Raw genomic sequence first — 12023 nt, 5'->3', positions numbered from 1 at the left:
GGAGCACTAAGTGGCCAAACGGTTGGACCTCAAGGGCGTCAACATCTACTACGGGTCGTTTCACGCGGTCTCGGATGTGACGCTGTCGGTTCTGCCCCGCAGCGTGACCGCGTTCATCGGCCCGTCCGGCTGCGGCAAAACGACGGTGCTGCGCACGCTGAACCGGATGCACGAGGTGGTGCCCGGCGGACGGGTCGAGGGCAGCGTGCTCCTCGACGACGAAGACATCTATGGCACCGGAGTCGACCCGGTCGGCGTGCGCCGAGCCATCGGGATGGTGTTTCAACGGCCGAACCCGTTCCCCGCCATGTCAATTCGCGACAACGTGGTGGCCGGCCTGAAGCTGCAGGGGGTGCGCAACCGCAAGGTGCTCGACGAGACGGCCGAGTATTCGCTGCGCGGGGCGAACCTGTGGGATGAGGTCAAGAATCGGTTGGACCGGCCCGGCGGCGGATTGTCCGGCGGGCAGCAGCAGCGCCTGTGCATCGCGCGGGCCATCGCCGTGCAGCCCGATGTGCTGCTGATGGACGAGCCGTGTTCGGCGCTGGACCCGATCTCGACCATGGCCATCGAGGAGTTGATCAGCGAACTCAAGCAGGATTACACCATCGTCATCGTCACCCACAACATGCAGCAGGCGGCGCGGGTCAGCGACTACACGGCGTTCTTCAACCTGGAAGCCGTCGGAAAACCGGGGCGGCTGATCGAAGTGGACGACACCGAGAAGATCTTCTCCAACCCGAGCCAAAAGGCGACCGAGGACTACATTTCCGGCCGGTTCGGCTAGCCCGATCGTTACTGCGAGGCGGGTTTCGCTTCTTCCTCGGGAAGTCTGCCGGTCGCCTGGAAGATGACTCGCCGGGCCACCTCGACGGCGTGGTCGGCAAAACGCTCGTAGAACCGGCCCAGCAAGGTCACGTCGACGGCCGCCGCGACGCCGTGCTTCCATTCACGGTCCATCAGGACCGAGAACAGATGCCGGTGCAGGTCGTCCATGGCGTCGTCTTCTTCGCGAATCCGAGCGGCCTTCTCCGGGTCGCGCGACAGCACCACCTCCTGCGCGCTGTTGCCCAATTCGACTGCGATGCTACCCATTTCGGCGAAATAGCCATTGACCTCTTCGGGCAAGGCGTGCTGGGGATGCCGTCGGCGGGCGATCTTGGCGACGTGCAGTGCCAGCGCACCCATCCGGTCGATGTCCGCCACCATTTGAATCGCACTCACAATGGCCCTCAAGTCTCCGGCCACCGGCGCCTGTAATGCCAGCAGCACGAAGGCGCTTTCTTCGGCGCGCGCACTGAGTACGGCGATGGCCTCGTGATCGGAGATGACTTGTTCGGCTAGCACCAAGTCGGCTTGGAGCAGAGCCTGGGTGGCCCGCTCCATAGCGATTCCTGCCAAGCCGCACATCTCGCCGAGGCGCTCGGATAACTCCGAGAGTTGCTCGTGGTAGGCGGTCCGCATATCACCAAGGGTACGGTCTCGCCGCGCGAAACGGGCGGCGGAGCGCCGTCAAAAGCGGTTACTCGCAGGTGGTGTCGGCCGCGTTCGTGACGGTCAGGTCCTCCGGCAGCTTGGCAGGTGCGTTGCTCGAACCGCGTTCGATGTGCAGGCTCATCGACGAGCCGCTGGGCGAGGGATCCGAGACCGACTTGAAATCGGGCCCCAACACCACCTGCACGACCTGTCCGTAGCCCGAAACCCGCTGGACTTTAGCGCCGGCGAAGGAGGACGCGACCGTGGCGGCGGCCTCCTCGTTGCCCGGCGAGAACAGCACGGTCGTCGCGTTGACCGAACTGGGGTAATCGTCGGGTGACATCACATTGAAGCCGTCGTGCTTGAGCTGGCTGGTCGCGGTGGTCGCCAGACCGCTTTGCGTGGTCGCGTTGGAAACGCGCACCGTCACGCCGCTCGGCGAGGTCGTGGTGATCTGCTCGGGCTGCACCTCCGGCGCCTGTGCCGGCGACTTCCTGGTGGTGGGCGCCTTCGACGGGCCCTTCGTTGCAGACGTGCTCAAATTCTGCGCGTTCTGGTCGTTCTCCTCGGGCAGCGGATCGTCGTTGATGACGGCGTCGAACAGGGCGCGCATGTCGGCCATCCGCGGTGGCTCGTCGCCGTTCTGGTCGGTGACACCGGTCGGCACGGTGACGAACGTGACGTGCCCGGCCGCCATGCCCTGCAACGACTGACCGAGTTGGATCAGGTCCTTGGACTGCACGTTGTCCACGACGGTGTCGCTGATGAACATGTTGACGACGCTGTTGAGCTTGTGGGGGTCGAGCAGCGTGTCTTCGGAGATCAACGACCGCAGCAGCGACGACAGGAACAGCTGCTGACGTTTGATCCGGCCGTAATCGCCGTTGACCTCGGTGGTGACCTGGCGGGCCCGCACGTAGTTCAGGGCGGTGGAGCCGTCGAGCACCTGGCGTCCCCCGTGTTCGAGGACCGTGCCCAACTCGTAGTCGTGCAGCGGCGTGCTCGAGCAGACCTCGACGCCGCCGAGGGCGTCGACCATTTTCGCGAAGCCGGAGAAGTCGACGGCGATGAAGCGGTTGATGCTCAAGCCGGACAGCTTCTGGATTTCCTTCACCAGACACTTGGGGCCGCCGAAGGCGAACGCCGAGTTGAGTTTGGTCTCGGTGTAGACCATCTTCGGACCGTAGGTCTTGGTCTTCGGGTCGTAGAGGGGCCCGTACTTGCCCGTTTCTGGGTTCCACGCTTCGCACTGCATCGGGGTGATCGCCAGGTCGCGCGGGAATGACACCGCGACCACGCGCTTGCGGTTCGCCGGGATGTTGACCAGCATGACCGTGTCCGAGCGCTCTCCGTCGGCATCGTCGGTCGTCCCGGCGCCCATGTTGGCGTTGTCGCCCAGGCGCGAGTCGAGGCCGACGATCAGGAAGTCCTCGTCGCCGTACTGTCCGCCCGGGTCGCGGATGTCGCTGGAGTTTTGGTCGAGCGCGCTGATCGTGTTCAGCCGGGCGTTTTTCGACGTACTCCACTGCCATGCGCCGCCGGTCATGGCCAGCGCCAGCACCGCAGCCAGGGCCGCCGTCGACCGCCCGGCGACCAGCAGCGGCCGGCGCCGGCGTCTGGGTTCCTCGGCGCTGGTCTCAGGAGCCACGTCTTGCGGGTCGTCGTCGTTCGGGTAATCGGCGGCCTCCAGCGCGCGAAGCTCGGCGACGGCGTCCACGGAATAGGCGAGGTCGTCGATCACCTGCGTTTTCTGCAGCTCGATCGGCAGGCCCGGCCCGGCGCCGGTGGGCTCGACCTCGGGGTCCTCCGGAGCGGCACGATGATGGACCGGCCGGCTTGGGGCGCCGATCTTGGCGATCAGATCGGCGACGCTGACGCCGCCGCCGGTGTGGGATCCGCCCCGATCGGCGTCATCCTCGCGCGGCCCGGCGGCCTCGATCGCGCCCTCGGGCTGCCAGCGGTGAAGGTTGTCGTTGGCCGGCGGCGCAAAGAATCGCTCCCAGGGCGCCGCGCCCAGCGGCGCCGGGTTCGTCGCGATCCGATGGGTACGCGTCCCGCCCGGGCCGTGCCGACCATTGAGAGTGGCGTCGTTCTCGGCGTCACTCATGTCGTAGAGGCCTCCGAAGCTCTGATGCAGACGTCAGCGTGCTCGTGCATATGTCAGCGCAGTGTCGCGTTGCGCGCGCCGCGGCTGGTGCCAACCATTGCCACCGCTGGTGTGGCGGCACGGAATCGATCCGCCACCCGAGCGCACGCAATAAAGCCCACATCGTACTGACTTATCGGCCCGGGCGCGATTTCGAGCCGTCGGCTCAGCCCCCGGAGTGCATGACGTCGGCGCCCGCCGGCACCGTGCAGTCGTCGGGGTCGGCCAGCCAGCCTTCCGGCAGCACCACCCGGGCCGGGGAACCCTGCCGGCCGCGAGGGCCCGTCGCCTCGTCCGGGAACGGCACGGTGCCGTCCAGCCGGTCGAGCAGGGAGTCCAATTCGTCGAGCGTCTTGACCATCGCCAGTGCCCGGCGCAGCTCGGAGCCGGCCGGAAAGCCGTGCAGGTACCAGCCGACATGCTTGCGGATGTCCCGCATGCCCTTGTCCTCGCCGAAGTGCGCGGTTAGCAGTTGCCCGTGGCGTCGGACGATGTCGGCGACCTCGCCCAGCGTCGGAGGGGTGGGCGGCGGGCTGCCGGTGAAGGCGGCCGACAACTCGGCGAACAGCCATGGCCGGCCCAGGCAGCCGCGGCCGATGACGACGCCGTCGCATCCGGTGGTGGCCATCATGGTCAGCGCGTCACTGGCGTCATAGATGTCGCCGTTGCCGAGCACCGGGATGGTCCGCACCTGCTGTTTGAGCCTGGCGATCTCGTCCCAGTCGGCGGTGCCGGAGTAACGCTGCGCGGCTGTGCGGGCATGCAGTGCGACGGCGGCGGCGCCTTCGGCTTCGGCGATGCGGCCGGCGTCGAGGTGTGTGTGGTGCTCGTCGTCGATGCCGATGCGGAACTTGACGGTCACCGGTATCTGGGTGCCCTCGGTGCCACGCACCGCCGCGGCGACGATCTGACCGAAGAGTCGCCGCTTGTACGGCAGCGCCGATCCGCCGCCGCGCTTGGTCACCTTGGGCACCGGGCAGCCGAAATTCATGTCGATGTGATCGGCCAGGCCTTCGTCGGCGATCATCTTGGCGGCCGCGTAGGTCGTCGCTGGGTCGACGGTGTAGAGCTGCAGCGAACGCGGCGACTCGTCCGGGGCGAATGTGGTCATGTGCAGGGTGGCCGGGTGACGCTCGACAAGCGCACGCGCCGTCACCATCTCGCAGACATAGAGCCCGCTGACGGTGCCGACCTTGGCCTGCTCCAATTCACGGCACAGCGTCCGGAATGCGACGTTTGTCACGCCCGCCATCGGCGCGAGGACCACCGGGCTGGCGAGCGCGATGGAACCGATGTGCACCGCTTGGTTACCGCCGGCTCATGGTCAGCGTGCCCGCGGTCTGGTGCAGCTCGAACGCGGTGGTCCTCTTACCGGTTCGGGCTTCCCGTTCGAGCTGACGCTGCTTCGAGATCTCGAACTTCTCGCAGGTCGTCTCGAGTTCCTTGATCAGCAGCGCAAGATCGTCGCGCATGGCGGCCGCCTCACCGGTGAAGTCCTCACGCTCGAAGATGCGCCATTTCTTCAGCACCGGCATGACGACGTCGTCGAGGTGGATGCGCGGGTCGTACACGCCGCCCACGGCGATGACGACGGCCTTCCGGCGGAACTCGGGCACCTGGTAGCCCGGCATCTGGAAGTTGCGCAGCACCTTGTGCAGCGACTTCATCGCCTGGTTGGGCGCGGCCTCGAACCCGGCCTCGCTGACATCCCGGTAGAAAATCATGTGCAGGTTCTCGTCGGCCGAGATCTTGGCCAGCAACTGGTCCGCGATCGTCTCGTTGCAGGCCTTGCCGGTGTTGCGGTGCGAAATCCGGGTTGCCAGCTCCTGGAATGTCACATAGATGACCGAGTCGAACAGGCTCTCGGCGAACAGGTCGGCTCGGACCTGATGGTTCTGGCCCGGACTGAAGCCGCGGTTCACCACCTCCATGCGCAGCTTTTCCAATTCGATGGGGTCGACCGCGCGGGTCACCACCAGGTAGTCGCGCAGCGCGATGCCGTGCCGGTTCTCCTCGGCGGTCCAGCGGTTGACCCACTGCCCCCAGGCGTCATCCAGGCCGAAGTTCATCGCGATCTCGCGGTGATATGACGGCAGGTTGTCCTCGGTCATCAGGTTCTGCACCATCGCCACTTGGGCGACGTCCGAGAGCTGTGACTGACCGGGCTCCCAATCCTGCCCACCGAGCGCGTAGTAGTTCTTGCCGTCCGACCAGGGGATGTAGTCGTGCGGGTTCCAGTCCTTGTGCATGCTCTCGTGCCGGTTCAGGTACTTCTCGACGAATGGCTCGAGTTCGTGCAGCAGCTGTAGGTTTGTCAGCTCGGCTGACATAGGCCCTCCAGTTATCTGTGTCGATGGGTAGCAGTCAATATATCTGTGTACTTGAGTAGCATCAAGTTCCTCGTCGGCGCGCCGGATGACCAGTTATGCCGGTTTCGTGCGGGTCTTTGTGGCCGGCCGATGCGGCGCCACTGACAACGCGCGTTATTGCGATTTGCCGAGCTCGCCGGCCGGGACGTACGGCGCGGCCGTGATGTAGAGCATGTTGGTGCAGTAATCGATGAACTGTTGGCGGGTGGCCCCCAGTTGCCCGTGCAAGTAGGCGGTGAACAGCCCTGACAACCCACCGATCAGGCTGGTGGCGATCATCTTCTGCAGTACGGCGTCGCCGATCCGGGACAGCTTGCGCTGCAGCAGATCGATGAAATTGGGCATCCACTGCGCGCCGGAGCGGGTCAGAACGGGCTCCACCGCCGGCGCCAGCAGCAGCACGCGGCCACGGACCGGGTCGTCGACCATCAGCTCGACGAATCGCTCGACGGCCTCGCGCGGGGTCGTCGCCGACGTCAGGGCGTTCATGGCGCGCGTGCAGACATCGTCGTAGACCGCGCGCACGAATTCGTCACGGTCGGTAAAGCTTTCGTAGAAGTAGCGTTCGGTCAGCGCGGCCTCACGGCAGACCGCACGCACGGTCAGCGCCGGCCCGCCGGCACTGCCGAGTAGCTGCACGCCGGCGTCGATGAGGTTGTCACGGCGAAGCGCGAGTCGACTCTCCAAGGGGACCCCGGTCCAGCGTCCCCGCCGTTGACCCGTCTGCACATCGCTCCTAAGCTCTTGATTGACAACGGTTGTAGTCAAAATTGACGATACCTACAGGGACTCAATAGTGACTCAAGATACGTCGGCGTCGTCCCCTCTGACCAGCGACGTCGCAGGTCGCGATGGTGTGGGCACCGCTGAGCAGTCGGTTTCCGGCGACCCGGCGGGCGCGTCCGACGGCATCGCGGGCGGCTGCCCGGTCTCGCCGGCGGGGTATGACGCGCCACCCGCACCGCTAGGGCCCGATTCGCTGACCTGGCGGTACTTCGGGGACTGGCGGGGCATGCTGCAGGGTCCGTGGGCGGGCTCAATGCAGAACATGCACCCTCAGCTGGGCGCGGCGGTCACCGATCACTCCACGTTCTTCCGCGAGCGTTGGCCGCGATTGCTGCGCTCGTTGTATCCGATCGGGGGAGTCGTATTCGACGGGGATCGCGCCCCGTGTACCGGCGCCGAGGTCCGCGATTACCACACCGACATCAAGGGGGTCGACGAACAGGGCCGGCGCTACCACGCATTGAACCCCGACGTCTTTTACTGGGCGCACTCCACCTTCTTTATGGGCACCATTCATGTGGCCGAACGATTCTGCGGCGGCATCACCGAGGAGCAGAAGCGGCAACTGTTCGACGAACACGTCGAGTGGTATCGCATGTACGGCATGAGCATGCGGCCGGTGCCGGGTTCGTGGGAGGAATTCCAGGTCTACTGGGACCACATGTGCTGCAACGTGCTGGAGAACAATTGGGCCGCCCGGGCCGTGCTCGATCTGACCGAGCTTCCCAAACCCCCGTTCGCGCAATGGATTCCGGATCAGTTGTGGGCCGCGCAACGCAAGTTGTTGGCGCCGTTCTTCGTCTGGGTGACGGTGGGCCTGTACGACCCGCCGGTGCGAGAACTGATGGGCTACCGCTGGTCGCGGCGCGACGAGTGGCTGCACCGGCGCTTCGGCGACGTCGTGCGTGGCGTGTTCGCCCTGGTGCCCAGCAGATTCCGCAAGCACCCCCGCGCGCGGGCCGGCTTGGACCGCGCCAGCGGGCGGATCCCGCTCGATACGCCGCTGGTGCAAACACCGGCGCGCAACCTGCCGCCCGAGGACGAGCGCGGCAACCCCAAGCACTACTGCCCGATGGTTTCCTGAGTCGCCGAAGCGCCGCTCGCGCTATGCGTGCAGGTGACCGTGAACTTCTTCCAGGCCCACCTGGTGCACGTGCTGATGGGTGTGCTCGGTCCCGTCCTCGTGAGCGTGTGAGTGCTCGTGCTCGACATGGTCATGCTCGTGGCTCGTGTGCGCGTGAGCATGCGTCACGTCGCCGTGCTGGTGTTCGTGCGCGTGCGGCGCGTCATGGGTGTGCTGTTCGCTCATCGTTGACTTCTCCTTTGTCAAATGCCTTGTGACTACTGCTCGTTCAGCGCGCCGCGCCGCCGGGTCGGCGGGCGAGACGACTGGCCGACGGCCTTCAGGCCACCGTCGCCGCGGTGATGGCCCGGCACACCGGGGCCGGCGTGCTCGGCGTTGAAGACCGCGTCGGTGACGAGCTGGCGGACGTGATCGTTCTCCAGGCTGTAGAAGATCGTCGTGCCCTCCCGGCGGGTGCGAACCAGCCGCGCCATCCGCAACTTCGCGAGGTGCTGAGAGACCGACGGCGCCGGTTTCCCCACGTGCTCGGCGAGTTCGTTGACCGCCATCTCCCGGTCGGTCAACGCCCAGAGCACCTGCACGCGAGTGGCATCGGCCAGCATCCGGAACACCTCGACCACCAGGTTGGCCTGGTCGTCAGGCAGCCGGCCTTTGCCATTATCTGCATGCATACGCAAATACTAGCGAAGGCCGGTCGTCCTGCCAAGGACGTGAATCAGGCCGACGGAACGACCGTCGACCGGCGGCCGCCATTGAGCTCGTTCCAGAGCCGGTAGACCTCCACGGCGTCGCCCCTGGGGTCATAGCGCATCGGCAGGCGTCGCTGGTCCCATTGCTTCGCGAATTCGTCGTAGAAGGTGGACAACTCGAAGTACTTGCGGTCATCCAGGTAGTACTGCTCGTAGCTGTCCCGGGTGGTCAGGAAGACGACTTCTTTGGGTGAGCAGTAGTACAGCGAGCCCAGGCACATCGGGCACGGGTGGGCCAGCACGTAGATGGTCGCGTCGACGAGATGCTCGGTGCCCAGCTTCATGCATGCCTCGCGGATCGCCAGGATCTCGGCGTGAGCGGTGGGATCGTTCGTCTGGGCCACCTTGTTGGCGCTCTCGGCGAGCACTTCGCCGTCCTGGACGATCACCGTCGCAAACGGGCGCCCACCCTCGCCTACGTTGCGGCGAGCCTGCTCGATCGTCCGCTGCGCGAAATCGGTCATCGGTCCTCCGGCGTCGAACGGGAAGCAGATAACTCGGAGAGTAGTCCCGCGGCGGCCTTGTGATACTAACTAGGTTGTCTATCTTTTCCGGTCCGGGTCTAAGGGGGCAGCATGGCGCGCACCGAACGTGATCGCTGGGATCTTGCGACGAGTGTCGGCGCGACGGCCACCATGGTGGCCGCGCAGCGAGCGCTGTCTTCCGACGCGAAGCTGATCGACGACCCGTATGCCGCACCGCTGGTGCGCGCGGTCGGGATCGACGTCTACGTCCGGCTGGTGAACGGCGAAATAGCAGCCGGCGGGAACACGGAGTTCGATCCGCAGCGAATGGCGCGGGGGATGGCCTGCCGAACGCGGTTCTACGACCAGTTCTTCCTGGAGGCGACCCGCAGCGGCATCGGCCAGGCGGTGATCCTCGCGTCGGGCCTCGATTCCCGCGCCTACCGGCTGGCTTGGCCGGCGGGGACGGTCGTTTACGAGGTCGACATGCCCGAGGTGATCGAGTTCAAGACCCTGACGCTGAGCGACCTGGGGGCCGAGCCCACCGCCGAGCGGCGCACCGTCGCCATCGACCTGCGCGACGATTGGGCCTCGGCCCTGCAGGCGGCCGGATTCGATCCGCAGACCCCCTCGGTATGGAGTGCCGAAGGCTTGCTGGTCTACCTGCCGGACGAAGCCCAGGACGCGCTGTTCGACAGCATCACGGCGCTGAGCGCCCCGGGCAGCCGTCTCGCCTTCGAATTCGTCCCTGACACTGCCGTTTTCGCCGACCCGCGGTGGCGCGCCCACCACGACCGGATGAGCGAACTCGGCTTCGAGATCGACTTCAACGACCTGGTCTACCACGGCCGGCGCAGCCACATCGTCGAGCACCTGAGCCAGCGCGGTTGGCAGACCACCTCCACCACGGTTGCGGAGTTGCACGCGGCCAACGGATTCGTCTACGCCGACGACGGCGTCGCCACGGCCTTCGCCGATGTCACCTACAGCACCGCCGTGTTCGGGCGATGAGCCGTCATCGGACCATGCCGGTGCGCGTTGTGGTGCCCCCACCAGGGCTCGAACCTGGGACCTGCGGATTAAAAGTCCGTAGCTCTACCAACTGAGCTATAGGGGCCGCGGAGATTCAGGATACTTGGACCGAAAACGAGGCTCGTTTGAGGATTGGGCACACCGTGACCTAAGCTGACGTGGCTCCCAACGAAACCACGTTGCGAGTACCCCGGAGTGATTCGGTTCTGGCCCCCATCGTCTAGTGGCCTAGGACGCCGCCCTTTCACGGCGGTAGCACGGGTTCGAATCCCGTTGGGGGTACGCGACGCGGTGACGCGGAGCAGCAGCAAGGCCCTGTGGCGCAGTTGGTTAGCGCGCCGCCCTGTCACGGCGGAGGTCGCGGGTTCGAGTCCCGTCAGGGTCGCCAAGCGCGGCGAGGCACTCGCTGCCCTCCGGCCAGGTAGCTCAGTCGGTACGAGCGTCCGCCTGAAAAGCGGAAGGTCGGCGGTTCGATCCCGCCCCTGGCCACCAGTCTTGAACTGCACGGACGCGGTGACAGCACTCTATGGATATTTCGGTGTGTCCGGTTCCTGTCCGTTCGCCTGGTCTTTGGCGACGTCATTGAGCCGGTCGAGATTCGTAGCGACGTGGTCGAGTTCGTCTGAGTAGAGGTCGCTGTAGATGTTGGCGGTGACAGTCGGCGTCGAGTGCCCCATGGTCTTCTGGACGTAGCGGAGGTCGGCCCCGGATTTGCGGGCGAGGCTCGCGTAGGTGTGGCGCAGGTCGTGGATCGTCAACGGCGCCAAGCCGGTTTGCTTGAGGGCTTTGTTCCAGTGGGTGTGTCTGCGCCAGTTGTTTGATCTGAGAAAGCCGCCGTTTGGTGAAGTGATCGCTTGTTCTTTAGGTGAGCGGTTTTCGATTCGTGGCTCGAGCGCGTCGATGACGATTTGGGGGAGTGGGACGGTTCGGACGGCGGCGCGAGTTTTCGGTGGCCCGACGATAATTCGGCCCTCCACGTCCGGGGCGGCTTGGCGGACGTAGAGGCGGCGTGCTTTGAGGTCGATGTCGCCGACGCGCAGGCCGACGAGTTCGGACCAGCGCAGACCGGTAAAGGCCAGGATTGTGACGATGTCGCCTTGGCCGCCGCAGGCGGTTGCTAGGGCGGCGACTTCCGTAGCGGAGAGGTAGCGGTGACGTTCCCGCGCCGGCATCCGACCGGATGACACACCTTGGGCCGGGTTGATGTGAATTCGGCCGTCCTCGCGAGCCATGTCGAGAATCGAGCGCAGCAGCCGGAGCGTGGCGAGTCTGGCCCACGGGCCCACGGTGAGGCCGCCGATGAACTGCTGCACATCCTTCCGGCTGACCTCGTCGACCGGGACATGGCCGAAGCGCGGGCTGATACGCAGTTCCCAATGCTGCACGTAGCCGCTCCACGTCTTGGGGGAAACGGCCGGCTGCTTCGACGCGCTGTATTGCGTCCAGATAGCGGAGAGGCTGGCGCGGCCAAGTCTGGGGTCGAATCGTCGGGCGCCGATCGCCGACTCGCCGTCGCGATCCGCCTTGAACGCGCGCGCTTCCCGCATGGTGGCAAACGTCGATGATGTCTCGACCCATCCTGACGGGGAGTTTGGATCGCGCACCAGGTAGCGCACTTGGTAGCGCGCCTGGCCGGCTGAATTGGTCCGCTTTCGGATGCCGCGCGGTACTGATCCGGCCACTTAGCGGTGCACCTGCTTGAGCCACGCGCGGACTTCCGCTGCGTCCCAACGTCTTACGCGATCAGATAGCGTGTAGCAGGGCGGCCCCACATCTGCGCCGTGTTCCCGTAGCGCGCCCCATCGGCTCACGGTGGCAGTGGACACGCCAAGCAGCTCCGCCACCTGTTCCGCTGTCAGAAGCTCTGGAAAGGTCGCTATCTTGGTGGTGGCGTTGATGCCAAGAGTTGCCATGCCG

At 65.8% G+C, this 12023-nt stretch carries 13 protein-coding genes and 4 tRNA genes; 6 read left to right on the top strand and 11 right to left on the bottom strand.

All coding sequences use genetic code 11. The features are described 5' to 3' along the window. Positions 1 to 10: 10 nt before the first annotated feature. Positions 11 to 787 carry a phosphate ABC transporter ATP-binding protein PstB gene (gene pstB / locus AC5Y30_RS13910; RefSeq protein WP_499918853.1) on the top strand — a complete coding sequence of 259 codons (777 nt, stop codon included), beginning with the start codon at positions 11 to 13 and terminating at the stop codon, positions 785 to 787. Between the two features lie 8 nt (positions 788 to 795). Here pstB and phoU read toward each other — a convergent pair whose 3' ends face one another. The 5 genes from phoU to AC5Y30_RS13885 form a co-directional block, all read right to left on the bottom strand. Continuing rightward, the gene (gene phoU, locus AC5Y30_RS13905; protein WP_067121885.1) at positions 796 to 1464 is read right to left on the bottom strand and encodes a phosphate signaling complex protein PhoU; all 669 of its coding nucleotides are present in this window, start codon (positions 1462 to 1464) and stop codon (positions 796 to 798) included. 58 nt (positions 1465 to 1522) lie between these two features. Further along, positions 1523 to 3493 carry an LCP family protein gene (locus tag AC5Y30_RS13900; RefSeq protein WP_499919053.1) on the bottom strand — a complete coding sequence of 657 codons (1971 nt, stop codon included), beginning with the start codon at positions 3491 to 3493 and terminating at the stop codon, positions 1523 to 1525. 295 nt (positions 3494 to 3788) lie between these two features. Continuing rightward, positions 3789 to 4922, bottom strand: a complete 1134-nt coding sequence (gene dusB, locus AC5Y30_RS13895; RefSeq protein ID WP_499918852.1) for a tRNA dihydrouridine synthase DusB — start codon at positions 4920 to 4922, stop codon at positions 3789 to 3791. A 7-nt stretch (positions 4923 to 4929) separates the two neighbouring features. Then, complete coding sequence (locus AC5Y30_RS13890) at positions 4930 to 5952, bottom strand: acyl-ACP desaturase (protein ID WP_499918851.1); 1023 nt, start codon at positions 5950 to 5952, stop codon at positions 4930 to 4932. Between the two features lie 153 nt (positions 5953 to 6105). Next, positions 6106 to 6720 (bottom strand): TetR/AcrR family transcriptional regulator, encoded by a 615-nt coding sequence (locus AC5Y30_RS13885; RefSeq protein WP_499918850.1) that lies wholly within the window; start codon positions 6718 to 6720, stop codon positions 6106 to 6108. A gap of 67 nt (positions 6721 to 6787) precedes the next feature. Between AC5Y30_RS13885 and AC5Y30_RS13880 the strand changes: the two genes are divergently transcribed. Next, the gene (locus AC5Y30_RS13880) at positions 6788 to 7861 is read left to right on the top strand and encodes an oxygenase MpaB family protein (protein ID WP_499918849.1); all 1074 of its coding nucleotides are present in this window, start codon (positions 6788 to 6790) and stop codon (positions 7859 to 7861) included. 21 nt (positions 7862 to 7882) lie between these two features. Here the strand turns inward: AC5Y30_RS13880 and AC5Y30_RS13875 are convergent, their stop codons facing one another. Genes AC5Y30_RS13875 through AC5Y30_RS13865 form a run of 3 tightly spaced genes read right to left on the bottom strand, consistent with a single transcriptional unit; the run spans position 7883 to position 9074 of the window. Continuing rightward, positions 7883 to 8086 (bottom strand): zinc transporter Slc39a7, encoded by a 204-nt coding sequence (locus AC5Y30_RS13875; RefSeq protein ID WP_499918847.1) that lies wholly within the window; start codon positions 8084 to 8086, stop codon positions 7883 to 7885. A 32-nt stretch (positions 8087 to 8118) separates the two neighbouring features. Continuing rightward, complete coding sequence (locus tag AC5Y30_RS13870; RefSeq protein ID WP_499918846.1) at positions 8119 to 8532, bottom strand: ArsR/SmtB family transcription factor; 414 nt, start codon at positions 8530 to 8532, stop codon at positions 8119 to 8121. A gap of 44 nt (positions 8533 to 8576) precedes the next feature. Continuing rightward, positions 8577 to 9074, bottom strand: coding sequence for a nucleoside deaminase (locus tag AC5Y30_RS13865; protein WP_499918845.1), 498 nt, complete (start codon positions 9072 to 9074; stop codon positions 8577 to 8579). Positions 9075 to 9185: 111 nt separating this feature from the next. Here AC5Y30_RS13865 and AC5Y30_RS13860 point away from each other — a divergent pair, with 111 nt between their 5' ends. Next, entirely contained in the window at positions 9186 to 10085 is a 900-nt protein-coding gene (locus AC5Y30_RS13860) for a class I SAM-dependent methyltransferase (RefSeq protein WP_499918843.1), read from the top strand. Positions 10086 to 10115: 30 nt separating this feature from the next. Here the strand turns inward: AC5Y30_RS13860 and AC5Y30_RS13855 are convergent. Then, a tRNA-Lys gene (locus tag AC5Y30_RS13855) sits at positions 10116 to 10191 on the bottom strand. 124 nt (positions 10192 to 10315) lie between these two features. On the opposite strand from AC5Y30_RS13855, the gene AC5Y30_RS13850 reads away from it, so the two are divergent. From AC5Y30_RS13850 to AC5Y30_RS13840, 3 genes are all read left to right on the top strand, one after another. Continuing rightward, a tRNA-Glu gene (locus AC5Y30_RS13850) sits at positions 10316 to 10388 on the top strand. A gap of 29 nt (positions 10389 to 10417) precedes the next feature. Next, positions 10418 to 10494: transfer RNA gene (locus tag AC5Y30_RS13845), tRNA-Asp, on the top strand. A gap of 27 nt (positions 10495 to 10521) precedes the next feature. Then, a tRNA-Phe gene (locus tag AC5Y30_RS13840) sits at positions 10522 to 10598 on the top strand. A gap of 32 nt (positions 10599 to 10630) precedes the next feature. On the opposite strand, the gene AC5Y30_RS13835 is transcribed toward AC5Y30_RS13840, so the two are convergent. Next, on the bottom strand, positions 10631 to 11788 hold the full coding sequence (locus tag AC5Y30_RS13835) for a tyrosine-type recombinase/integrase (protein ID WP_041787011.1): 1158 nt from the start codon (positions 11786 to 11788) through the stop codon (positions 10631 to 10633). After that, positions 11789 to 12019, bottom strand: coding sequence for a helix-turn-helix transcriptional regulator (locus AC5Y30_RS13830; RefSeq protein ID WP_041787012.1), 231 nt, complete (start codon positions 12017 to 12019; stop codon positions 11789 to 11791). It lies immediately after the preceding gene. Between the last annotated feature and the right edge of the window lie 4 nt (positions 12020 to 12023).

Source organism: Mycobacterium sp. NGS27 (assembly GCF_059813005.1).
The sequence above is the reverse complement of the archived record's forward strand: the minus strand, read 5'-3'. Positions and strand labels throughout refer to the sequence as shown.